The sequence below is a fragment of the Chitinophagales bacterium genome, assembly GCA_041392475.1.
Taxonomy (GTDB): domain Bacteria; phylum Bacteroidota; class Bacteroidia; order Chitinophagales; family UBA2359; genus JAUHXA01.
In genome coordinates this window covers 1,120,919-1,145,279 of the sequence record JAWKLZ010000003.1, presented here as the reverse complement: position 1 = coordinate 1,145,279, position 24,361 = coordinate 1,120,919, and the positions used below count along the sequence as shown (strand labels likewise).

Sequence of the window (24,361 nt, the reverse complement as noted above, 5' to 3'; positions counted from 1 at the left end):
TAAATAATATAATTTGTGTGTGCTAACTCATAGTTAGCTGGAATTCCTTTGTCCAAAGTCTAAATCAATTACTCTACAGTCTGATTTGGATATCGTTATTTCTGCTCCTCCTCCTCTCATTGTTTTATCTTTTAATGTATATATAACAACAAAAACTGTGTCTTGTTCCTTTATCATCACAGTATATAAAGCTATATTACCTTTTATATTATCTATATAGGTATTAGATACTTCCTTAGCAGCATCTACAGTACAGGGGATTATAGTTTGTAAGGCTGGAGAAGGTGTTTTGCAACTATATGCATAAACACATACGGTTAAAATAAAAAACATTAAAATCTTCATTGCTTATATTTTTAAAATAGACATATTATCTATAACCAAAACTGTTATATGGGTAGGGGGTAAAGAATTTATTTGTGTATTTTAGTGTACCTGGTCTAGTAGCGTACTCATACCTACCATCAAAAGAGAAAACCTTGGTTCTACTTATCACATAACTGAAAGTTTTATCATGTCTACTACTGGGGACATCTTGATCATGACTATGAATTTCGCTATAACCTCCTCCTAGGTTAGGATGTGTATGAAACTCTCCCCAAGCATTTGTCGGTTTGGGACCAGGATCTATATGATCATTGCCAGTAGAAGCTACCTCCCACCATTCTATTCCACCACCTTTGAGTAGCCAAGCCCCATATTCTTTACCTGTTATAAATGATTTTTGTGTAGCCCTAGTCATTGCATTAAACTGTTTTCGGCTTAATAACGTACTACCGAAATTCTTATACCTAATCTCATTCATCATGGTATAAGAACTAAATGAAGTTAAACCACCTATCAAAGCAGAATACGCTATATTTTGACCATCTAAAGCTGCTGATAATCCACCCGAAGTAACTCCACCCAAAAATGCTCCTAATCCCCCTGAAATACGTGCTCCAATAAGACTTCCAGCAACGCTAGCTACTGCCCCTTTCAAAGCACCATTTAGCACATTTTGACCAGATAGTGCAGCAAAACCACCGCCTCCTATAATACCTCCTGTTGCCCCTCCTGCTGCTATAGCAATTGCACCTGCTTGTGTTCCAACAGATGTTACAGTTAAGCTTTTTCCTAATGCAGTAGAAACACCAGACCCAGCGAGAGTGGATAATCCTCCAATTGCTGCGCCCAATAATGAATGTCCCAACAAACCGAAACCTGATAAGCCTTTTGCTTTTCCAATTGAATGTCCAGATAATCCTCCTAAAACTGCCCCTATTGCTATAGGTACAAAACCAATATCTCCCTGAGGATCCACCACAGAAACAGGATTATTCCCCATCCCATTATACACCGTCATCCCATAAAAACTCTCCGCCTTAGGATCCACCTGCCACCACCTACCAATTGCAGGGTCGTAAGACCGATAAAACGCAAAGTTGACATTCAAATCCAAATCCTCAAATAACTCAATGCCATTGAATTGGTAGTGGTTTTTGGTGGTGTTCGTTGCGTCGGGGCACCATGGGCCTTCCATGTTCATGCCAAACGGGTAGTAGTGATTCTCTCCGATTAATCATCGGAGCAGGCCGTGCAGTACTTCCGAACCATCGACTCTGCCGTCTTTGTTTAAGTCGGCAAATAGCACTCGGGCGTTGCCTAAATGGTCGGAAAGGACGTATTCGAGTTGTAAGGAAGTTGTCCCTTCTTCGTCGGTTTGTTGGGTGATTCTGCCTTCTGAAAACGAAGTAGTGTGAGTGAGATAAATAAAAGGCGACTGTGGTGTTCAATTCTTGATATACAAATTCCCTCCTGCAATTTTCACCTCCTCCCCATTCTCAAAAAACTTGGTTGTTTTTCGGGATTTGGGTACAGATACAATTAAGAAGGGAGTTATTTCTTCTTCGGCAGTAGCACTCGGTTCATCGCCTTCTTTTGTTTCGTAATGGACCTTTATCAGGTCTTTGTTCTCTTCAATTTTGGTTAGGGTAATTTTTCCCTTTGTAGCTGCATCAGTACCTAAAAATATTTCTACCAACATATTTTCTCGGAAATCAACGGTATTCAAATTATGACTGCTGATGAAATCGCTGTCAAATTGGCTTTCATTGAAGTATTTGTTGTAAGCGACTATCAGCAGTTTGTTTTTGATACCCGAATCATTGCCTTTTGCGACTACTTGATATTCTATGTTTTGAAATTCTACAGTATTGATGTTATTGGTAGGTGTACAAGAGGCAAAGAAGGTGATAAGGGTTAGAATAGTTAAGAGTTTGTTTTGCATGGTTTTGTGTTTTATATGTAACTAAGTATAGTTATAGTTAAAATATAAGAGAAGCCGATTATAATTATAACTACAATCGACTTCTCTTATATTTTTACTTCTGAAATAAAATTAATTTTCTTCCTTCATAAAGGAATAAGCGGTACTATCAAAATCTTCTATGAGGTAAATGATATTACTATTTGCTTCTTTGAAGATTTTATCACCTCTGTTCATATCATTTTCTAAATCATTTATGTCATAACCATAAGTCAAAGGAAGAGCATATCTCTTATTGATATAGATAACCCCATTCATAATATAGTGGGATTTTACAACGAAAGAGCATGGTGTTGAATAGCTAACAATCTCATGATTTTTATAGTGTAGATATAGTAGCTTATCACCAATTACTGATATTATAATAAAACCCAAAAATATAAAAACAAGAAATTTTATAGAATTCATATTGTCAATATTTAGAAATGGTTGTGTATCCTGTCTCAAAACTTCCACTTAAGGGAATTAGTGGAAACATAGAGACACCAAAACCAATCGTATTATGTATTCCAAGAATAAATTTATTATTAGCTACATTAGCACGGCTTACAGATGCGCTAAAATCTATTCCAAAGGAAACTCCTATATTAGCTTTATAGAAAAAACCATTAAAAAGTTTTGATGTAAAGTTCGCTGCTTTACCTGAATAATAATATCTAGTTGTAGTAGCTCCTATACCAATATCATTTCCTACTCCTCCAGTAATATCTACTGCACTATGAAACTCACCTGCTTCTGGACCAGTTAACATTAAAGCACCTTCTATTGAAGTTCCTGTACCTAAATAAGCGTATAATGTTCCGTCAAAAGATCCAGCAATTGCATCGGGCGTAAAAATATGTCGTATCTGTCCTGTAACTAAGGAGGCTGCAAAACCTTCACCAAAAATACCTGAATGAGCCGTATGATTCAACCCTCCTACTAATAGACCATTTGTTGCACCAGCCATAAAGCTTCCTCCTCCCAGCACACTGCCAACACCACCTGATAGACCTCCTCCTGCAATTTGGGCCGCCGCCATAGCCCCGCCTTTTAGTCCAGAAGCACCAATACCAGAACCCACACCCGAAGAAAATGCACCACTTAAAAATCCACTACCAAAATTCCCCCCCCGCTAAACCGGATTGAATGCCTCCACTGAGTCCGTGTACCCCTGCTCGTGCTAATTCTACCCCCAAGCCTTTCAAACCGTTGAAAGCTTCTCCTATCCCAAAAGAAGCAGCACCGCCTAATGCTCCAAACAATGCTGCTTTTCCAGCACCTTGAAAAAATCCATTGCCATTAGCAACGTTATTTATACCATTCATTAACAATCCCACACCTGCACCCAAAATAGCTGAGGGGATGAAGTCTCCATTATGGTCGCTGTACTTGATAGGGCTGTTGTGCATTCCATTGTAAGGAGACAAATCTTTAGATGCTTCCGCCTTAGGATCCACCTGCCACCACCTACCAATCGCCGCATCATACGACCGATAAAACGCAAAATTCACATTCAAATCCAAATCCTCAAACAACTCTATGCCATTGAAATCCTACCATACTCAAGATACTCAACGATATTGCTAAGTTTCCTGAACATGATAGGCCTTGTACCATTTATGTTATTGACGCAATTATTAACTCTGTCAAGCAAGAATAGCTTTATAAACCATGAATTTGAGAACTGAGTCTCCTCTCCATGAAATATCCTAATTGTTTCTATATCAATTTTCAATGCAATTACTCCTTGATATATTCTATACAAGCCCCCATTCTATTGGCTCTTCTAATTATTCGGTCTATTTTCTCATTCATTTCTTTGTAATAAACTCCTATACTACATGTGTAATGAGGGTAAAAACAATAACTACCATCAATATTGTAGAACTTTAAAGAATCAGTACCTTTCACATTAATCACAATAGATAGAACAAGGTCAAGTAATTGGTTCCAGTTGAGTATTTCACAGTAGCCTTTATAGTCATACTCAATTCCATTTTCAACCATCATTTTCATAAATCTTACTTCAAATTCATTATCATATTTAGAATCGAGTCTGATAGGAATCTCATAATTTTCTATTTCTTCTACAATATCAGCAAAATCATTCCATGGTATCCCAGTTGCACAAGGTCCAATGACTAAAGACCTCCTATCATCATTGAATAATTTGTAAATTAAATTCTGTAAATTTTTAATCTCACATTTATTTTTAAAATCATATATTTCAATTTTTTCGTATGAGACAGAATTGTTACTCAGTAAGCTTAACCAAGAGAATCTTTCATCAATATTAGCAGTCTTTTTTAATAGCATTAGAATAATTTTTTTAGTTTGCTCCAACTTATAAATTTGCCTTTTGGACCTTTATGTCGCGTTATATAGTCTCCATCTTGATTTGCATGGGTTTTAAATTCAAGCCCTTTGGGAGTCTTATTATATACTTTATATTGTGTTCCTCCTCCATGGTTATCTATGTCTTTTGACCAAACAGTCCCATCTTTCCCAAATTCATAATAGCCACCTTTTTGTCCAGTCCATTTATTGGTAGTTTGAGGCCCATTTATATCCCATAGACCTAAGCTTTTACTAGGGTTTACTCCTAAGCCAGTATTTAAAGCTCCTAAAACAAGATTCTCTGCTGCCCTTGATCCCCAATTAATCGCCTTAGCAGTAGTTTGAAATGTAAAGCCTGTGCCTACTGTCTCTCCATACCATTCTAATGTCATCTCGGCAAGCCCTGCTCCTGAATCACCTATCAAATTAAATACCTGTTCTTCCCCTACTTCTTTAACTGCCTTTAGAGCTGCCTTTTCAAGGCTTGATTTAGCAATTTTTCCAAAGGCTTTCGCTGACCCAGCTGTGGTAAAAGCATCTAATGCTGTTCCTCCTACATAGCTCGCTACATCTGCAAAGCTATCAAAACTTGGTATATTCCCAGAGGCTATATCTGTTGCAACATTTCCTCCTGCGAGAATTGCTCGTGAGGCTGCAATACCTCCAGGCAAGGTTGCTGCCACTCCAGCACCAACTCCTGTTACAGCATATCCAAAAGCACTAACTGGATTCGTTAATATTTTATTCCAGTTATTAACAACATTCATGACCCCTCCTACAACTCCACCAACTAATTGCGGGATAAAGTCTCCATCAGAATCTGAATAAAGTATTGGATTATTCCCCATCCCATTATACACCGTCATCCCATAAAAACTCTCCGCCTTAGGATCCACCTGCCACCACCTACCTATTGCCGCATCATACGACCGATAAAACGCAAAATTGACATTCAAATCCAAATCCTCAAACAACTCAATGCCATTGAATTGGTAGTGGTTTTTGGTGGTGTTTGTAGCATCGGGACACCATGGGCCTTCCATGTTGAGGCCGAAGGGGTAGTAGTGATTTTCTTGTAAAATCTCCGAACCGTCAACTCTACCGTCTTTGTTTAAGTCGGCAAATAGCACTCGGGCGTTGCCTAAATGGTCGGAAAGGACGTATTCGAGTTGTAGGGAAGTAGTTCCTTCTTCGTCGGTTTGTTGGGTGATTCTGCCTTCTGAAAACGAAGCAGCGTACAATTCATTGTTTCGGTATTCAGCAATTCCTGCGTAGGTATGGGTGTAGGTATCGTCTCCTACTGTGACAGTTCTTTGAAGGAGGTCGCCGTCGGCTGAGTAGGTCATGGCTATTGTTCCTCCACCCGTTCCGTCAGCTTCTGGGTCTTTGGCAATAATGCCAGGTAAATCCAAAAAATTGTTTTGAATCGCTATTTTTTTGCCTGTATCTGTTGTTAGGTTGCCATTTGCATCATAATTATAGGTACTAACTTCTGGCACAAAACCTTTGGGTTGTCCTGCTCCCTGTACTGCATCTGTCACTGTTGTCAAGCGGTCGCCATTGTAGCCATAAGTCAAGTCGTCTATCAGACCATAAATGGGTTCACCCGATTGAGGATTGATTCCCGCTACCCCTTTTCGGATAATTCCTTCTATGTTGCCGATACCATCATAGCCCAGTATATTTACATCGTATCGCCCCAATACATCATCCTTTGCAGGGAAAAAGGTGGTGTGGTCGGCTTTCAAGAGTCGGTGCAATGGGTCGTATTCCATGGTATAGGCTTGTTTGTTTCCACAAGTGACTTGCCAAGTAAAGGTTTGTATGTCGAGGTGGTCGTAGTCCAAAGACATGGCAAACAGGTCGGGGCTGTGGTAGTTTTCGGGGATGTCAATCGCTCCTCCACTACCTGCATTGGACTCAGATTCAGCCACCAATGCTGCTCCACAACAATCTTGAAGTGTAGGCACATATTCGCCTTCATTGATGCTGGTGAAAGGTACATTTGTTGCTTTGATGCCAATTTCGATGTGTGCAGGAATGTCCGTTTCTTTGAGGACTACTTCCACTTTGTCAAACTGATATCCTTCTGCGACCATCCAATTTTTCAAATCCGCTTGCAAACCATCGTCATTGAAGGTGGGTTTGCCTTCTGGCAAGCCTGTTCGGGCATTTACGCCGTTGTATTGAAGCGAGAGATGATAGGGATAGTTGGGAAGAGGAATGGTATAAGGAGTTGCGTTGGCATCTCCTCTATCTGTTTCCTGTATTGCTTCCATTCTTCCAATATCGACTCCTTCATTGGGGTCGGAAAGGTCGACATCTATCGCAAAAGTGTAATCGCATTTGACAGGTCCACATTTGTTCAAGGCACGACAAGTACCAATGCCTTCTATATTGTCAAAGTCATTGATTGTCAATAATCTTCCCACTTCATCATAGGTATAGTTTACTTCTTGTAGAAAACTGTTCTCTTGCTCATTTTGTCCATGTAGGTACTTGGTTATCACCCTGTCTTCTCCATCGTAGCCAAATTTGTTGAGCAAAAAGGTTTCCTCTCCGAGTGTCATATAGGTTTTTTCCAATCGAAGAATTTCATCTGTAAAGTTTTCATACTCATAGCCAATTCCCTGGCTGTTATGCGATTCAAAATAAGCAATACCTGCATCGTTGTAATCTGTATGGCTGGTCGCTTCTATGACACTGGTCGCTTCTATGCCACTGGTCGCTTCTATGCCATTCAAATATTGTTTGGTGACATCGGTTTGTCTGCCGAGTTCATCGAAACCATAGGTTGTTGTAAAAAAATCATTTCCTAAACTACCATTAGGTAGTATCTCTCTTGCTTTGGAAGATTCGGGTCGTGTAGAACCTGCTGCATACACTGTATGTGACAACAGCCTGTCCTCTACTTTTTCTCCCAAATAAGTTTTAACAGCACGATCATACTCATCGTATTCGGGGATAATTGTTTTTCCATTTGCATCTGTGCTGCTTTTCAATCTATACTGATCATCATAGGTATAGTGAATTTCGCCATCTACCCCTGGTATTTTTTTGGTTTCCATTTGTCCGTTTCCATTGTAGGTATAGATATAGGCAGATCCTGTAGGGGGCTGTACTGTATGCAAATAGCCTTCTGGATAATATGCATACAAGGTTTGTTCATTTTTGGCATTCATCACTCCTGTTGTTCTTCCCAATAAGTCCACAGAACTGATGGTTGTATGTTCATTCGCATCCTTGACCATTGTGCTTCTAAAGGCATTTGTACCGAATAAGCCCTGTAGATAAGTATATTCGGTTTCATTTCCCTCCTCATCAGTGACTTTTAAAACTCTGCTCAAAGGAGAGGCTTCAAAGGTTTTTTCAATTGTACCTGAACCCATTGAATATTCGTATTTAGGGCGACCAAAGTTATCGTAGCCCATACTATGGGTTACTTTTTCAGTGCCACTTGCTGCTACTCTCGTAGTGCTTAGATACTTTCCAAATCCGTCATGAGTTTTAAAACTTTTCTGTTGAGGAGTTTTATGTTCTTCGGGAACACCTTCATCTGTAAAATCAACTGTAGTTGTTACTTTATTGGCACTGTAATCATGTATGGTATTGGTTGTTACACGTACTTTTTCGACACCTCCATCTGCTGTAATCAGTTCGCTGGTTTTTAGTCTGGTAGGTAATAAGGCATCGTAGTAATATTTGGTTTTGATGCCTTCTGCATCCGTTTTGCTCTCCAATAAGCGGTTGTCATAGTAAGTATAGTTTGTTTCAAAGTCAATGTATTTTTTCGTTTTTAGCTGCCCTGCTTCCCACTCTAGTTCATGTGGATTGGGAAATTTTGTTCCATCTTTCTTCAACTGATACACCTTTTTCATTCGTCCACCACTACCCATATCCCATTCTTCGGCTTTCCATACTTTTTTGAATCCACCATTCTGTACTTCATGATGATATTGTGGTACGACTACTCCTATGTGCTGAACGAAATCGGTCTTAGAACCACCAATCAAAACTCCATCTAATTTTTGGGTAGTCGAAATAGGAACCCCATACCAATTCAATGACAGCATTTTATTGATGAGTCCTGAAGCAGGGGTCACATCTTGCGGATAGGTGATGGTAGAAGTAATGGTTTGACTTCCTCCTGTAGTTGTACTTCCCTTGGGTAAATAGTGATTTACCAAATCGTAGTCATAAGTAGTAGTTGTGGTAACACCATCAACGGTTTGAGTTTGTTGGTCTAAATAGACAAATTCGGAAGTGATGGTGGTTTCGCCTGTTCTTTTGAAGCCATAAAGCTGTTTAAATTGCTCTTTTAAAGTAAAAGAGAACTCTTTAACTAACTTAGTTTTATAAAAAATATTAGTTGTTTGTACTGTAGCTCCATTCTTATCTTTATCTAATTTGGTTTTTAAGAGACCTCTACGATGATCCATGTCTTCACTTGGAGCAAATGGAAAATGATCCCATTTTCCCGTAAGGTCTATAAAATTAGGATTACATGAACCGTTCCCTACTTCTTCATAGGAAGTAATTCCTTGTATATTGGGGTTTGTTGAAGGGTTGGTAAAAGTATAAATGCTTTCTCCGAGACCATCGGTTTTTTCTATCACTTTTGCATAACCGACATGACTACCCTGAGTAGCCTCCATTTGAGATTGGCTGTCTGAAAATATCGCTAAGTCATCGTCAATAACATTCAAATATTCAAACCCAGGAGCAACAGAATAGGTTAGTTCCTTACAGGCATACGCAAATTGTGGCATACTTACTAAATGACCACTTGTTTCCTCATTGGAGTTTGTATATATATACTGAACTATTAATTTTCCTTCTGCTCCACCGTTGGCTTCTTTTTGGCTAACTCTTACTCCTCCTCCGTCATAAATATCTCCATCATAGTTGAAGGAGTGTATTTCATAATCGAACTCTATACTACCACCTGTTGGATATTTAACATTAGTCAATAAGCCCGCCTTAATAGCATCTGCATTACTCTCCCGATTAGCACCACTTATTGAAAGCACATATTGTGTGGTATTTTTTTGTAAAGGTAAAAAAGAGGTTGCATTGGCTTCATTAGGGTAAAACCATAATTGAGGAATTAGAGTTCCTGTTTCTCCTTTACTATCTTCACCATTTCTATTATAAAAACCCCATATATCTTGTTCCTTGGATATTCTAGAAGGCAATGGAGGAGAATTGTAGGAAAATATATAAGGTAGAATCTCTTTTCCATTTTCATCTATCCTCTCTCCGTTTTTGTTTTGTGTGAAAATTTTATGGAGTTTTAGTCTTCTTTCTAAATGAGCATTATTGAGATTTTCATCACTTTCAAAATAAGTATGCTGAAATTGATAAGATTTTAAAAGATAATTTTGTGAGCATGTATTACACTGGCTTTGGCAATATTGATTTAATTCGTTGGGGCTATTACATAGCGGATCATTATCATCATTCCACTCATCATCACAGGGATAATTATTGATGCAATTTTGGACACATACAGGATTATTAGAGTTATTAGAAATGCAATTTTCAAAAGTATTTTTATCTTTAAAACTATATACTTTTACTCCTCCAATTCTATAGTCATTTTCCAAATCGGCTCTATACTTATGGTCAAAAACCACTTTTGAATATTTAGACTTTATAGACCTTATTACTTTAGCATTTTTAGTAAATTGAACCGTAGTAAATTCTTCATCTACATCGTCTTCAGTACAAGAACACTCTCCACTATCTGTTTTTTCAACTTCAGAAATTCCACTGATAACTTTTAATTCTGGAATATTTTCATAGTCAAAAGAAATAGTTTCACCTGTATTCAAATCTTTAATAGTAGATAGATACCAGGTAGAAATATACTCTCTATTCTCATAATTATTAGGTATTTCAGTATCACTTATATCTTCCACTATCCCAGTTAAAGTAATTTGATTACTCAATTCATACTGATCAAAAATATATTCTTTACCCTTATCAGTTGTTACTGAAAATTTTATAATTTTCTTATCATTTCCTTCAGTTATTATTGTCTTATCAAATTTTAAATTACTATGCGGAAGCAATACTATATCTTGATTTTCATCGAAAACAAATTTACCTGCATAACCATCAAAACTAAAATAGAATAGATCGGGCATTTTATCGATGAAAAAGTTTGTACAAGTTCCTTCTGTATTATAAAAATTTCCACATACATGAAATGCCCCTGAACCAGTTCCATACGATTGATATGTTTCATCCGCATACCCTCCTCTCACCATTCTGGTAATAGCCCCACCTGCACTTAATCCCCATCCCAATCCAACTCTTGAAGCCATTTCATTTACTCTTATACCATTGGATTGATAGGAAAGTCCTACACTATGAGATAGATTATCTCCTTCCAATGTATGTAACGGTACGCCTACTGCTGCAGCTCCTGTATAAGTACTTACATTTGTATTTGCTTGTGCCATAATATCTCCTCCACCAGCAGAAGGAGAAACATTCCCTACAAATGGAGCAGGAATATCACCAGTAGGAGGTGAACTTATTTTTAATGCTGCCGAAATTCCATAACTAAAAGCCATTAAAGTAAGTATGGCAGTTCCTATAAGAAAAAGAGATTTATTTTTCATTTCAATTGATTATTTTATATTTATGATTTATCAGCTATTTTTATAGCCTATACTTCGAGTGATAATCTACCTATAAATCTACTTTGCAATGTGCAACAGACTTTGGTGGTAATTGCCCACTTTGCTTTGCATTTGTAATTGATACACTCCATTACTATGGTTCTCGTCTAGTTGAATCTGGAGTTTGTTTTTTCCTTTATTGGGTGTGATGTTCTTTTGATAAACTACTCGCCCCAACATATCGAACAAATAGATTTGTATTTCACTTGCTTCGCTGATGCTGTATTCCATTTGTAGGTGATTGTTGAATGGATTGGGAAAAAGGTTTTCGATGTGCAATCCATTGGGAATATCTGAACCGATTGATTCAGCCGTTTTGAAAGAAACCAAATCACATAAATTGTTGATAAATTGAATGTTGTAATAACCATTGGGTCGCCCTGGCGTTGGTATTTCATCACATAATATCATATTGGTATAGGGTACAGGTGCATAACTCACAGAAGATTGCGGGTCTTCTCCCCGCAACAACAAAACATGGCTTTCATCAACTGTTGTTTCCAAACGTAGATTATCAGGCCCTCCTGTCATTTCAGTAGCAGACCCATAACCTATACCATGGCAATATTCGCCTGAAGGATAGCGAATTTGAATCGCATCTTGTTGAGTAGCTAAATGTAAATACTGCCATTTGGCACTTGTAGTATAACTTCCCGAATAGCTCGAATTGGACAAACTCGGTTTTAGGGCATTTCCTTCTAAACCACTATCATTGACAGGCAAAATATATACGCCATCTCCATTACTATCACTTGGGTCAGATGTCAGGTTCATTTGACCATTGTAAGCAGGGTTGTAAATAACAATCATACTGCCCACAGGCAAAGCCGCCCAACGGCTGATGTTTTTAAAACGAATATGCCCTGTTGATATATTCCCATTGGATAGCTGCTGAGGTTTGGAAAAATCTCCATTGTTGTCATCAATGATGAATCTTCGAATATCAATGTGTTCTTCACAGTTTTCATTGCCAGTAATGAGCAATTCCAAATAGCTCCACGGAACGCAGTTATTAGAATAGCCTCCTGTTGGAGGATCAGTAACTACCTCATTGACAACAATTGGTGGTCCCTTCGGCAAACACGTAGATAGATACAAACTACTATTGGTATCGGTAAGTTCAAGTACTTCAAAACATTCGTAAAAAGAACAGCCATGTTCTAAATCTGTCACTGTGACACAATACATACCAGGAGTAGTGATATTGGTTAAATGTTTGGTTGTTGCACCATTATCCCATGTATAAGAAAAATCCCCAACATAAGGTTTTTTTACTTTGATTGTCGCGGTTGTACTCATACCTGCACACAAATGCGTAATATCTGCATTGATGACTGCTGCACATTCAATAATTTCTATGGTTTCGATTATTTCACAACCATATATATTGGTTGCAGTTAGAGTATAAGAACCTGCACAGAGTCCAGTCAGGTTAGGAGTAGTTTCGCCATTGCTCCAAGAAAGGGTATAATCTTCTACTTCTCCATCTATTTCTATGGAAATAGCTCCATCACAAGGGAATGTAGTAACATAATCAACTATTGTAACAGTAATATCTCCCTGTATAACATTGCTCGAAAAACAAAATAAAAATAATAGATACATCGATTTCCATTTCATAAGGAATGATTGTTATAGTTAAAAAAAGTATTTTTTGTGAATATAGCATTAAAAGTTACTATATGTGTCTTCTATTTAAAATAACGGCTAAAGAAAAAAAGGTAAACAGGTTTTTGAAGCAAATACATTAAATTGCAAACTCAATAAACATATTTATCCTTATAAGTTATAATGGAGTTTATAAACTTGTAATCAAAATCTGAAATAATCAATAAAATAGGAGTGTATCAAAAAATTGATGCGTTATTCGGAATACGTGTTGCGGGAGTATTTTAAAAAAAAGAAGAATCCAATATAAATTATAATTTGTTTGTTAAGATTTATTATCTTAAAAATATTTCATTATCATTTTTTTCCTCTTTATATCCGCAATAATAAATTATAAAAAGTACATTACAAAATTAAACATCAAAAAAACAAGTATTTTATACTTTCTGTTCCATTTTTTTACATTACAATGACATAATAAATAATCAACTGCATCTTTATACCATTCATTCCTTCATTTTACCTAACTTTGTAGTTTGTCTGATTTAAATTTGAATAAAAAACCAAAATGGGATTTACCGTAGCGATAGTAGGACGACCAAATGTTGGCAAATCAACCTTGTTCAACCGTTTGATAGGTCAGCGAGCATCCATAGTAGATGATGAAAGCGGCGTAACGAGAGATAGAAAATATGGCATGAGCGTATGGAATGGCAAGACCTTCAATGTGATAGACACAGGTGGATTTGTACCCAACTCCAATGATATATTCGAAAAAGCCATCCGAGAACAAGTAGCGATTGCGATTGAAGAGGCCTCTTTGATTGTATTTGTGGTAGATGTATTGACAGGCATCACCGATTTGGACGACAGCATGGCCAATTTATTGCGGCGTTCGGACAAGACTGTTATTGTAGCAGTCAATAAAGTGGACAATAACCGCCGAATTTTAGATGCGGCCGAATTTTACAGTTTAGGCTTTGAAGAAAACTATTTTTTATCTTCCATCAACGGCACAGGAACGGGTGAATTGTTGGATGCGGTGACAGCACATATTGCAGAAGAAGGCGAAGAAGAACCGAGTGAACTCCCCAAATTTGCCATCATCGGGCAGCCCAATGTTGGAAAATCCTCATTGCTGAATGCACTATTGGGAGAAACCCGCAACATCGTGACCAACATTGCAGGAACAACTCGTGATACAACCCATACGCATTACAACATGTATCAAAAAGAATTCTTATTGATAGATACAGCAGGAATTCGCAAAAAATCGAAAGTTCACGAAAATTTGGAATTTTACTCTGTCATGCGTGCCATCAAAGCCATGGACGAAGCCGATGTGTGTATCATAGTCATTGATGCTCAGATGGGTATAGAAGCACAAGACATGAGTATTTTCCGATTGGCGGTCAAAAAGAAAAAGGGAATTGTGATTTTGATCAACAAGTGGGACTTGATTGAAAAAGACAGCAATACCATCAATGACTACAAAAAAAATGTACTCGAAAAATTTGCCCCTTTCACGGACATTCCCATCATTTTTATCTCGGCACTCTACAAACAACGCATTTTCAAAGCTATAGAAACTGCAATAGAAGTGCAAGAACGCCGAATGACCAAAATTCCTACTTCTCAACTGAACGAAGTAATGCTCAATGTGATTGAAAAACACAATCCTCCTGCCATCAAAGGGCGGTATGTGAAAATCAAATATGTAACTCAATTACCCGTCTATACACCTACTTTTGCCTTCTTCTGCAACTATCCTCGTTATATCAAGGAACCCTACAAAAATTATTTGGAAAATCAACTGCGCCAACATTTTAGTTTGACGGGTGTTCCTATTTCATTGTTTTTTAGAAAAAAATAAATAGTCATATGACTAACAAAATGTAAAAAAATGTTAATTTTGATAAGCTAATCCAATTATTTTTCATTCTAAATTAATTTATATGAAACATGTAATTCTTTTACTTTGTGTAAGTATGCTATCATTCATGGTCTCTTGTGGTGGCGAATCTCAATCTGCTGGTGACAAGATGAAAGAGGCGGCTCAAGAAGCGGCAGATGCAGCAGAAAAAGCAGCTGAGGCAGCTCAAGATGCAGCAGCAGATGCAGTAGAAGCAGCCGGTGAAGCAACAGAAGCAGCTGGTGAAGCAATTGATAATGCGGCAGATGCAGCTAAAGAAGCTGGTGAAGATGCAGTAGAAGCTGTAGAAGAGGCAGCAGAAGATGTGAAAGATGCTGTAAAAGGCGATGATCACAAGTAAGCATACTTGTAATACTGACTAATATAAGACTGAAACTGAACAATCAAGACTGTTATTAGTAGTATTTTTTGAAGACTTAAATGGCTTTGTGTTTAAACAACATAAAGCCATTTTTTTTATTTTCAAATTTTGACAATGAAGCACACCCGTATTTTTTTAGTAGGATTCATGGCAAGTGGTAAATCTCGTATCGGCAAAATGTTGGCCAACAAGCTGCATTATACCTTCATTGATACAGACCAATACATTGAAGCCAAAACCCAACAAACTATTTCACAGATTTTTGAAACACACGGTGAAAATCATTTTAGAGCCTTGGAAAAGAAGTGCTTACACGAGCTTTTGCAGCAAGAAAACACGGTGATTGCCACTGGTGGAGGCATGGCGTGTCATTTTGAAAATATGCAGCAGATGAACGACAGCGGTTTGACCATTTTTTTGGAAGTTCCCCCTTCCATCATTGTCAGCCGCTTGTTGCAGGCAAAAAACACCCGTCCACTCGTTCAACAATTTGAAGAGGATAAAGCTGCTTTATTGGATTTTATTGAAGCCAAACTCGAAGAACGGTTGCCTTTTTACCAACAAGCCCATATCACTGTTGCCTGTAAAACACTCACACCAACCAAAATTGTGGCTTTGTTGGTAGAGCAGATGGTGGGATGGTAGTGAAAACCCCAACACAGAAAATATTACTTCGCCCGATAAGGCATATCTTTCGCCAAATCTCGGTTCAGCTTGTCAATCACCTCAAAACTTGGACGTTGCCAATCCGTTGAAGCAGTTTCCTTCATAGACCACAAAACACTACCATCCTTGCCATTTACGATGCTGCAATTGGCATTGATATCGCTCGTTTTACTGATTTCATTGGTGACAGCCAAAGACCTAAAGCGGGTCAAAATGTCAATAATCCGCTTGCCAATGCTGATACCCATTGAAGCGATATCCGACATATAGCGTTGTTTTTCAACCTGCAATCTAACCACTGCATCCACCTCCAACAGTTCTGCCAATTCCTCTGCGGTCATTTTCCAAGTCCTGCGAACAGAAATTTCATGCTGCCCCAAAATCTCATTTGTTTTCTCCACACTTTGAAAAACCACCAACGAATGTTTCGATTTGGGTGGACTCCAATGGATTTGATTGTAAAGTGATTTTTGAAATGCCTTGCTTTCGGCCTCCTCCAATGCTTCAATATCAGAATCATCCATACCTTCAGGCATTTGCCCCGTCAAAATCATTTCTACAGGTACAATCGCTATGGTTTGGTGGTTTGCACTGATTTTATTGAAATCAGAGTTAAGATAATAAGCTTTCTTGGCGCAACTTGTGAAAACCAAAGTAATCAAAAGGGTGCTCATCAGTAATCTGTTCATAAATAAAATGGAAGGTTAAAAAAAACGATAATTTTGTTATTTTGTGACGCAAGTTCTTTGGTCTTGTCACTCAATACGTACATTCAATATTCGCTACATCGTATGAAAAATTTCTTCAGAAAACTTTTTGGTCCCAGTAAAAGAGAGGTATGGCAACAAGTTTCCAAAGCTGTCAATGCACAATATATTGATGATGGGTTCTTTAGCGTTCCGAAAGTAGTAGCCTACCACGGAGAATGGGAAATCACGCTTGACACCCACACCGTTTCGACTGGCAAAAGCAGTACGACTTATACCCGAATCCGTGCGCCGTATGTGAGCAAAAATGGTTTTGAATTTCGCATTTACCGAGAAGGTTTTTTTAGCAAAATCGGCAAAGTCTTTGGGATGCAAGACATTGAAGTAGGGTATGAAAACTTCGATCGTGACTTTGTGATTCAAGGCAACGATCCCTACAAGGTAGAATTGTTGTTTGAAAACCCCGCTATTAGAGATTTATTGATGAATATCAATCAAATTGACCTGCGGGTAAAAGACGACTCTGGATGGTTGGAAAACCGAAAAACCATCAAACCTATTGATAGCCTACACTTTCAAGTAATAGGAATAATCAAAGATGTGGAACAACTCGAACTTCTCTTCCATCTTTTTGCAGAAACGCTTGACCAACTTTGCAACATTGGAGCTGCATACAATGAAGAACCGTTGGAAGAATAAAAATTGGTTGTTGTAATTAGCAATGATTTATGTTAAAAATTAAAACTTTACAATTAATTGTCCGTCAACATTTACTTCTTTTGTCTTTCTACTTATGTCTTTTGTCCAAAGTCCAATACTTAACCAATATGTAACTTCAAATCCCTATGTAGTTGCTGCTGCAAAAAACTGGGTTTGAATTTTCGCCAATAGCCATCTCTTTGTGACAACCTATCTGCAATGCAAAACAAAGCCACAGGATTGTGTCCCAAACCACAATGACTGCCGCTCACTTCTACATTTTGTGTTTGGTGGTCTTCTATCATTTCTATACAGCACTTCCAAGAAACAATCCCATCTCCTTTGGTGTAAATAGCCGTTGAAGGAACAGGTGGCGGATACTTCATATCTTCAATCAACTGTGGGTCTATGCCTTCAATTTCATTTTGGGTCACAAATTCATAAATCCACTTGATATTGTTGCCATGACCAACGTGTTGAAAAGGAGAACCCAAGGTGATGACTTGCCGAACAATACCAGGATGCCGCCGAGCCACTTCCCTTGCAAATACACCTCCCAAACTCCAACCAACCAAGCTGATTTTTTGTCCGTGTTGATGGGCAATTTCTTGCACTCGAACAATAATATCTTCCAAAAAATCTACTCCACCTAAATTTCGCCCCAGTTCCCATGCGTAGGGTGTAAAGTTCTGTTTTTTAAGAAAATATCGAAGTGGATGGGTAGAAACATCTGTTGCACCAAAGCCTGGTAATACCAAAACTGGATGCCCGTCCCCTTTTGCAGCCATGTTAAAGATAGGGATTGAAGCGAAGTAGTTGGCTAGCCCTATAAGTCCTCGACCTATATCCGTAGCAAATAATAGGGTCGACGGTCGTTGTACCTCATTCATATATTGGGTGTTTTCTTTTCAAAAAAATTGTTTGTAAGCTAAAGTTTGTGTTTGTAGTGCTTTATGAAGGGTGAGAAGGGTTGAAAAAAAAGTTTGTATGAATATTTAGACAATAAATATAGCAAACAGTTTGAAGCTTTCCAAATATCATTTCTTTCAAAATGAATTAATCTGCAAAGAATCCTTATTTTTGACTAAAGATTCTGTAATAACCATTGCGTACATGAAAACTAAGGTATTATTCCCCAATCCCAACCATCCAAATAACAACAACAATAATTCATCTAATAAGCCTTCTTCGTCCAAAAAGGAAAAATGGCAAAAAGTCGCCATGATTGCAGGTATCGCCTTATTATCGGGCTTACTTTTGTTTTTCATCTTCTTCCTATCTGTTCTATGGGGTGCATTTGGCAAATTACCCAGCGAATCAGAATTATCGGACATTAAAAATCCCTTATCATCAGAAGTTTATGCAGCAGACGGCAAACTATTGGGCAAATATTACATCGAAAACCGCAGCTACGTTCCCTACAATCTAATTTCGCCCAACATCATCAATGCCTTAGTTGCCACCGAAGATGCTCGCTACTTCAAACACAAAGGCGTGGATACAAAAAGTTATTTGAGGGTATTGTTCAAAACCATTTTGATGGGCAATGAAAGCGCAGGAGGCGGCAGTACCATCAGTCAACAATTGATTAAAAACCTGTATGGTAGAGAAAATCACGGCATCTTTACCATTCCCGTCAGCAAAATCAAAGAAGCCATCATTGCAGTACGCTTAGAAAAACAGTATTCCAAACAAGACGTTTTAGCTCTTTACCTCAATACTGTTTCGTTTGGAGAACGAGCTTTTGGAATTGGCACTGCTACGGAGCGTTTTTTCAGCACTACTCCAAAAGACATTCAATTGGAGGAAGCAGCTACGCTGATAGGAATGTTGAAAGCAACAACTGCCTACAGTCCCCGCCGCAATCCCGAAAAATCGAAAGGCCGCCGAGATGTCGTATTGGGCTTGATGGCAAAAGAAGGCTACATCACCGATGCCGAGAAGAAAGCCGCCCAACAAAAACCTCTGACATTGAAGTACAACCGCTTGACACAAAACGATGGACTTGCGCCCTATTTTCGTCAATATTTGAAGGAAGAATTGAAGGAATGGTGCAAAACGCAAACCAAAGCAGACGGCACGCCTTACAACTTGTTTACCGACGGTTTGAAAATTTACACTTCGATTGACAGCAAAATGCAGGAATATGCCGAAAAAGCTGTGAGTGAACACTTGGCTGAACTTCAAAAAATCTTCGACAAACAGTGGAAACCGCCTTATCCGTGGACACGCAATCCGAGTATGTTGGACGATTATATCAAACGTTCGGAACGCTACAAGATGAACGAAAAAGCGGGAACATCGCAGTTGATGATTGACCGAGATTTTCGCAAACCTCGTGAAATGGAAGTGTTTAGTTGGGAGGGTAAAGTTGACAAAACCATGAACGCCAAAGATTCCATTTTGTACTATTTGCCATTTTTGCAGGCGGGATTTATGGCAATGGATCCTGTGAATGGCGAGGTAAAGGCTTGGGTGGGAGGCATCAACCACGAATATTTCCAACTTGACCATGTAACCAATCCCCGACAAGTTGGCTCAACCTTCAAACCGATTGTCTATGCAACCGCTATTGAAAAGGGCATTTCTCCCTGCAATTATTACCAAAATGAACTCCGCACCTACGTTGACTACGACAACTGGACTCCCCGCAATTCGGACAACAAATATGGCGGGTACTACACCATGAAAGGTGCGCTTGCCAACTCGGTCAATACGGTTTCGGTGCAGATTTTGCTGCAAATGGGTGTGGATACCATCATCAACAATGCACACAAAATGGGCATCGAATCAGAACTGCCTGCCTATCCTTCTATCGCTTTGGGAACGCCTGAAATCACACTGAAAGAAATGGTCAGCGCATATAGTGTTTTTGCCAATGGCGGATATGAGCGAAAACCGACCTATCTTGTTAGCATCAAAGACAAAAACAACCGCTTGCTCGAAAAATTCTCGAAGCCCTACTACCAAGACCGAAAGCGTGCCTTGAGCGCAGAAACGGCTTATACCATGGCGCACATCATGGAAGGAGTAATTGATAGCGGAACTGCTCGCCGACTTCGCTGGCAGTTCAATCTTCAAAACGACATTGCGGGTAAAACGGGTACTACGCAAGACCAAGTAGATGGCTGGTTTATCGGTTATACGCCCAAACTCGTGGCAGGTGCTTGGGTAGGTGCAGAAGATAGACGTATTCACTTCAAAAGTATTGAAGACGGTCAAGGTGCAAGAACGGCACTTCCGATTTGGGGTAAGTTCTTCAAAAGTCTTGCAGACGATAAAAACTACAAGCAGTATGTTGCCAGTTCCTTTACCCAACCTTCTGAGGAAACACTCGCCAATTTGGATTGTGAGTTTTTTGTGGATGTGTTGCCCACTGTCGAGCCACCTGTGGTAATAGAAGAACCCAAACCGACTTCTCCAAGTCCTCCCATTACGCCTCCTACTACCCAACCTCAGCCGAATAAACCTGTGAATCCTCCTGATGGGAATCGCCCGAAAACGAGGACAAGGGTGAGGGTGAATTGAGATTTAGATTGAAATTATTTTTGAAAAAAATAGAAAAAAACTAATTTTATGATTAAAATACCACAAAATCATAGCAAATGATTCCCAAAAACACCTTGAGTAAATTTGTTGAAGAATATTCTATTGAAGTAATCGAAGGGCATTTGATTCACCTTTATTTGACACAAAAAAAGTTGGATTATTCGGTTAATCCGATGCTGCAAAACTATTTCAATAATCTTGAAAATGCCCTATCTAAAGATTCGATATTAAATTTTAACATTGAGCTACATTCTGTCAAAGACCTTGAAAACTGCCTCGAACTAATCATCCCTCAGGAAGATAGAAAACTCAATGGCGCATTTTTTACGCCTACCTATATCGTTGATTTTATCATTGAAGAACTGCAACCCAATGAAAAAGATGAGTGTATAGATTTGAGCTGTGGAACAGGTGCGTTTTTGATAGGTTTGGTGGACTATTTCAAAAATAAGTACAATAACAGTATCAAAACCATTATTCAACAAAATATATTTGGCAGTGATATTTTGGAATACAATATCAAAAGAGCCAAGGTATTGTTGTCAATTTTGGCTTTGGAATATGGGGAAAATTTGGAGGAATCGGACTTCAATTTGTATCATCAAGATAGCCTCAGAACCGATTGGCAAGAGCGGCAATTTGATGTTGTGGTAGGAAATCCGCCTTATGTTAAGTTTCAAGATTTATCGGAAGACAACCGCATGTTTTTATTGAAGGAATGGAAAAGCATCAATAGCGGCACATTTAACCTCTATTTTGCCTTTTTTGAGTTGGGTTATCAGTTATTGAAGGAAAACGGACGTTTGGGCTACATTACTCCAAACAATTATTTTACTTCTTTGGCTGCCAAAACTTTGAGGGGATTTTTCACCGAAAACAAATGCGTGTATAGAATTATTGACTTCAGCCACAAAAAGGTTTTTGATGCCCAAACTTATACTGCTTTGACCTTTCTGAACAAGCAAAAAAACGAAGCAATCACTTATGATAGAATCAAAAACGAACAAATTCCCAGCAATTTTCTATTGAATGTGAACGGCTCGCCCAACTATCTCAAAAATCTAAAGGTCAAAAAATGGCGTTTGCTCAAGACCAAAGAACAGAACAATATTCGCCTTATCGAAACGGTCGGAACTCCTATCAAACAACTGTTTGATATTTGCGTGGGAATTGCCACATTGAAGGACACCGTGTTTTTTGTAGATATGACGGAAACGGAAGATAATTACTTGATAAAAACTACTGAGAAAGGTACATTTAAGATTGAAGTGGCAGCGACCAAACCTGTTTATAAAATTTCTGACTTCAAAAAACAAGCAGACATTGCCTGCAATGCCCGTAGAATTATTTTTCCGTACAATATTGTCAATGATTCAGCAAAACCTATTGAAGAAGAAGAATTTAAAAATAGATTTCCCAAATGTTATGAATACCTGCTGTCTGAAAAGGAGGTTTTAGAAAAACGTGACAAAGGAAAGGTAAAATTCAGTCCTTTTTACGTTTGGGGACGCACACAGGGATTAACCAAAATGGGTAAAAAAATGCTGAATCCTACTTTTAGTCAATACCCCAGATTTTTGCTGATTGAAGAGGTAGATGCGTTTTTTACGAATGGATATGGCATCTTTTTTAGGAAAGCAACAGCAGGTGATTTGTTTGCAACATCCATACATCCTTTGATGGATGTAAAAAACAGAGATGTGAGTCAAAAAATCCTTAATTCGGTGGTGATGCACTATTATGTCAGCCAAACAAGCGTTTCGATTGCAGGAGGTTATCCTTGTTACCAAAAGAATTTTATCGAAAAATTTACGGTTCCTAATTTTACTTTGGAAGAAGTGGAAAGGCTTAGAAATATGAATGATTGGAAGGAAATAGATGATTTTTTGATAAACAAATACGGTTTAACTATTGAGTTCGATAAAGGCTATGTCTCACATAAGGAAAAAATTAAAAAAACCATTTCCTCCAAAACGGTGCTTGTAAATCCTCAGTAAGTTCGGCACAAAATTCTCCCATTCAAGCCCTTCCATTGTTATACTGGAATTTTCATTCAACAAACCATCCTTTTTGAGTTCTTCAATGGTTGTATAAATTTTAGGTCGGTCTGGACGAAAATCCACAATTAGTAAACATGCACTTTCGTACTGGTAAAAATTCTTTTGGATATTTTTGCGGTGATTAATAGCTTGGAAAGATTTGATGTATTTTTCTACTAATCTTGGGTTTATGTTTCTAAAATTCACCTTCTTATTCACAAATTGCCTGTCATCATATTCTGGAACTGCAATCATATATACTTCCCCTAAAACCATATTGGGGCATCTATCATGTAGGTTTTGTGCTTCGGATATTGTTCTTTCGTACATGGTATCAAAATTCTTCTGAATACTGCTTACCTGACTTCGTACATTGATAGAAATGGTTCGGGAAGTAAAATGAATCCCAAAAGGATCTACTGTACCTTCCAACAAACCATCAGGCAAAATTTCTTTCTTACGTTTTATGTTTGGAATGATACAAATATCTTGATCTTTCTTTTTCAATGACCCAGCTATCTTCAATTCTGGTACTCTCTCGCCCAAAGGTGGAAAAATCTTATTTTCATCTACTCCATTTCTAACCAATTCATGCTTAACGGCTTCATGTATATTCAAAATAGGTTTAGATGAACGAATAATAGCAGTTTTTGCTTTATTTCCTCCCTCTGTTATAGCGTTCTCTATCAAGTATTTAAAATTGGCAACTGCTTCTTGAATGGTCATGTTATTTTTCTTGCTAAGATAATCTCTTTTGTATAAAAAGGAAAATTCTAATACTATACCTGAAAACAATTATTCTTGTCTTTTAGACTGTGAAATGTTCTGTTAAATATGCCACAACCCTTCAAATACAAACCCCCTCTCCTTCAATTCCTTCAAAACCCTCGGCAACACATATTCCAACAAACGAAATGCCTTCACACTATCGTGAAAAACCACAATATCACCGTCTTTTACATTCGCCAGCACATTCTCCAAACACTTTTCTTTGGGCAAACTTTCGTCAAAATCACCACTCAAAACCGACCACATAATGATTTGATAGCCTTCTTCTTGCAATGCCTTTGCCTGTTGCCGTTTGATGCGCCCATAAGGTGGGCGAAATAGCTTAGAATCCATTACATTGCTGCAATCGGCTACATTTTGAAGGTAATCACCTGTTTCTGTCTGCCAACCATTGAAGTGATGGAAGGTATGATTACCGACTCGATGTCCGTTTTTTTCTATTTCCCGAAAAATAGTAGGATGTGCCACTACATTTTTACCAATACAAAAAAAAGTCGCTTTGGCTTGATACTCCTTCAATTGCTGCAATACCCAATCGGTGATTTCGAGCGTAGGTCCATCATCGAAGGTGAGATAGACCGTTTTTTGACCCGCAATTTTCCGCCCACTCCAGATGTATTGAGGAAATAACCATTTTTTGACGAGGAAAGGAGTTTTGATCCAATACATTATGTTGAATTAATTGGTTTTTATG

Annotated in this window: 19 protein-coding genes; 6 read left to right on the top strand and 13 right to left on the bottom strand. The window is 38.2% G+C overall.

Going from position 1 to position 24,361, the window contains the following annotated elements; all coding sequences use genetic code 11:
• Window positions 1-33: 33 nt before the first annotated feature.
• The 9 genes from R3E32_27280 to R3E32_27240 form a co-directional block, all read right to left on the bottom strand.
• Complete coding sequence (locus R3E32_27280; GenBank protein MEZ4888460.1) at window positions 34-345, bottom strand: hypothetical protein; 312 nt, start codon at window positions 343-345, stop codon at window positions 34-36.
• A 25-nt stretch (window positions 346-370) separates the two neighbouring features.
• Window positions 371-1,558 (bottom strand): RHS repeat-associated core domain-containing protein, encoded by a 1,188-nt coding sequence (locus tag R3E32_27275; protein ID MEZ4888459.1) that lies wholly within the window; start codon window positions 1,556-1,558, stop codon window positions 371-373.
• Window positions 1,559-1,771: 213 nt separating this feature from the next.
• On the bottom strand, window positions 1,772-2,269 hold the full coding sequence (locus R3E32_27270) for a hypothetical protein (GenBank protein MEZ4888458.1): 498 nt from the start codon (window positions 2,267-2,269) through the stop codon (window positions 1,772-1,774).
• Window positions 2,270-2,380: 111 nt separating this feature from the next.
• Window positions 2,381-2,566, bottom strand: a complete 186-nt coding sequence (locus R3E32_27265) for a hypothetical protein (protein ID MEZ4888457.1) — start codon at window positions 2,564-2,566, stop codon at window positions 2,381-2,383.
• Window positions 2,567-2,720: 154 nt separating this feature from the next.
• The gene (locus R3E32_27260) at window positions 2,721-3,329 is read right to left on the bottom strand and encodes a hypothetical protein (protein ID MEZ4888456.1); all 609 of its coding nucleotides are present in this window, start codon (window positions 3,327-3,329) and stop codon (window positions 2,721-2,723) included.
• A gap of 73 nt (window positions 3,330-3,402) precedes the next feature.
• Window positions 3,403-3,831, bottom strand: a complete 429-nt coding sequence (locus tag R3E32_27255; protein ID MEZ4888455.1) for an RHS repeat-associated core domain-containing protein — start codon at window positions 3,829-3,831, stop codon at window positions 3,403-3,405.
• Between the two features lie 199 nt (window positions 3,832-4,030).
• Window positions 4,031-4,633, bottom strand: coding sequence for a hypothetical protein (locus R3E32_27250; protein ID MEZ4888454.1), 603 nt, complete (start codon window positions 4,631-4,633; stop codon window positions 4,031-4,033).
• On the bottom strand, window positions 4,606-11,256 hold the full coding sequence (locus R3E32_27245) for an RHS repeat-associated core domain-containing protein (GenBank protein ID MEZ4888453.1): 6,651 nt from the start codon (window positions 11,254-11,256) through the stop codon (window positions 4,606-4,608). The genes R3E32_27250 and R3E32_27245 overlap by 28 nt, the downstream gene beginning before the upstream one ends.
• A 78-nt stretch (window positions 11,257-11,334) precedes the next feature.
• On the bottom strand, window positions 11,335-12,936 hold the full coding sequence (locus tag R3E32_27240) for a T9SS type A sorting domain-containing protein (protein MEZ4888452.1): 1,602 nt from the start codon (window positions 12,934-12,936) through the stop codon (window positions 11,335-11,337).
• Between the two features lie 556 nt (window positions 12,937-13,492).
• On the opposite strand from R3E32_27240, the gene der reads away from it, so the two are divergent.
• From der to R3E32_27225, 3 genes are all read left to right on the top strand, one after another.
• Window positions 13,493-14,797: a ribosome biogenesis GTPase Der gene (gene der / locus R3E32_27235; protein MEZ4888451.1), complete on the top strand. Its 1,305-nt coding sequence runs from the start codon at window positions 13,493-13,495 to the stop codon at window positions 14,795-14,797.
• A 127-nt stretch (window positions 14,798-14,924) separates the two neighbouring features.
• Complete coding sequence (locus tag R3E32_27230; GenBank protein MEZ4888450.1) at window positions 14,925-15,197, top strand: hypothetical protein; 273 nt, start codon at window positions 14,925-14,927, stop codon at window positions 15,195-15,197.
• A 135-nt stretch (window positions 15,198-15,332) separates the two neighbouring features.
• Entirely contained in the window at window positions 15,333-15,863 is a 531-nt protein-coding gene (locus R3E32_27225) for a shikimate kinase (GenBank protein MEZ4888449.1), read from the top strand.
• 23 nt (window positions 15,864-15,886) lie between these two features.
• On the opposite strand, the gene R3E32_27220 is transcribed toward R3E32_27225, so the two are convergent.
• Window positions 15,887-16,573: a hypothetical protein gene (locus tag R3E32_27220; protein MEZ4888448.1), complete on the bottom strand. Its 687-nt coding sequence runs from the start codon at window positions 16,571-16,573 to the stop codon at window positions 15,887-15,889.
• A gap of 102 nt (window positions 16,574-16,675) precedes the next feature.
• On the opposite strand from R3E32_27220, the gene R3E32_27215 reads away from it, so the two are divergent.
• Window positions 16,676-17,290, top strand: coding sequence for a hypothetical protein (locus R3E32_27215; GenBank protein ID MEZ4888447.1), 615 nt, complete (start codon window positions 16,676-16,678; stop codon window positions 17,288-17,290).
• Window positions 17,291-17,409: 119 nt separating this feature from the next.
• Here R3E32_27215 and R3E32_27210 read toward each other — a convergent pair whose 3' ends face one another.
• Window positions 17,410-18,180, bottom strand: a complete 771-nt coding sequence (locus R3E32_27210; GenBank protein MEZ4888446.1) for an alpha/beta fold hydrolase — start codon at window positions 18,178-18,180, stop codon at window positions 17,410-17,412.
• 223 nt (window positions 18,181-18,403) lie between these two features.
• Between R3E32_27210 and R3E32_27205 the strand changes: the two genes are divergently transcribed.
• Window positions 18,404-20,818, top strand: coding sequence for a transglycosylase domain-containing protein (locus tag R3E32_27205; protein ID MEZ4888445.1), 2,415 nt, complete (start codon window positions 18,404-18,406; stop codon window positions 20,816-20,818).
• Window positions 20,819-20,895: 77 nt separating this feature from the next.
• Complete coding sequence (locus R3E32_27200; protein ID MEZ4888444.1) at window positions 20,896-22,836, top strand: N-6 DNA methylase; 1,941 nt, start codon at window positions 20,896-20,898, stop codon at window positions 22,834-22,836.
• Here the strand turns inward: R3E32_27200 and R3E32_27195 are convergent.
• Complete coding sequence (locus R3E32_27195; GenBank protein MEZ4888443.1) at window positions 22,774-23,604, bottom strand: hypothetical protein; 831 nt, start codon at window positions 23,602-23,604, stop codon at window positions 22,774-22,776. The genes R3E32_27200 and R3E32_27195 overlap by 63 nt on opposite strands.
• 102 nt (window positions 23,605-23,706) lie before the next feature.
• Window positions 23,707-24,336: a polysaccharide deacetylase family protein gene (locus tag R3E32_27190; protein MEZ4888442.1), complete on the bottom strand. Its 630-nt coding sequence runs from the start codon at window positions 24,334-24,336 to the stop codon at window positions 23,707-23,709.
• Window positions 24,337-24,361: the final 25 nt, after the last annotated feature.

Bases quoted from the DNA above. Each gene is read 5' to 3' on its own strand.
- R3E32_27280 (MEZ4888460.1), bottom strand. From the start codon at position 345: ATGAAGATTTTAATGTTTTTTATTTTAACCGTATGTGTTTATGCATAT.
- R3E32_27270 (MEZ4888458.1), bottom strand. From the start codon at position 2,269: ATGCAAAACAAACTCTTAACTATTCTAACCCTTATCACCTTCTTTGCC.
- R3E32_27265 (MEZ4888457.1), bottom strand. From the start codon at position 2,566: ATGAATGGGGTTATCTATATCAATAAGAGATATGCTCTTCCTTTGACT.
- R3E32_27260 (MEZ4888456.1), bottom strand. From the start codon at position 3,329: ATGGCGGCGGCCCAAATTGCAGGAGGAGGTCTATCAGGTGGTGTTGGC.
- R3E32_27245 (MEZ4888453.1), bottom strand. From the start codon at position 11,256: ATGAAAAATAAATCTCTTTTTCTTATAGGAACTGCCATACTTACTTTA.
- R3E32_27240 (MEZ4888452.1), bottom strand. From the start codon at position 12,936: ATGAAATGGAAATCGATGTATCTATTATTTTTATTTTGTTTTTCGAGC.
- der (MEZ4888451.1), top strand. From the start codon at position 13,493: ATGGGATTTACCGTAGCGATAGTAGGACGACCAAATGTTGGCAAATCA.
- R3E32_27230 (MEZ4888450.1), top strand. From the start codon at position 14,925: ATGGTCTCTTGTGGTGGCGAATCTCAATCTGCTGGTGACAAGATGAAA.
- R3E32_27225 (MEZ4888449.1), top strand. From the start codon at position 15,333: ATGAAGCACACCCGTATTTTTTTAGTAGGATTCATGGCAAGTGGTAAA.
- R3E32_27220 (MEZ4888448.1), bottom strand. From the start codon at position 16,573: ATGAACAGATTACTGATGAGCACCCTTTTGATTACTTTGGTTTTCACA.
- R3E32_27215 (MEZ4888447.1), top strand. From the start codon at position 16,676: ATGAAAAATTTCTTCAGAAAACTTTTTGGTCCCAGTAAAAGAGAGGTA.
- R3E32_27210 (MEZ4888446.1), bottom strand. From the start codon at position 18,180: ATGAATGAGGTACAACGACCGTCGACCCTATTATTTGCTACGGATATA.
- R3E32_27205 (MEZ4888445.1), top strand. From the start codon at position 18,404: ATGAAAACTAAGGTATTATTCCCCAATCCCAACCATCCAAATAACAAC.
- R3E32_27200 (MEZ4888444.1), top strand. From the start codon at position 20,896: ATGATTCCCAAAAACACCTTGAGTAAATTTGTTGAAGAATATTCTATT.
- R3E32_27195 (MEZ4888443.1), bottom strand. From the start codon at position 23,604: ATGACCATTCAAGAAGCAGTTGCCAATTTTAAATACTTGATAGAGAAC.
- R3E32_27190 (MEZ4888442.1), bottom strand. From the start codon at position 24,336: ATGTATTGGATCAAAACTCCTTTCCTCGTCAAAAAATGGTTATTTCCT.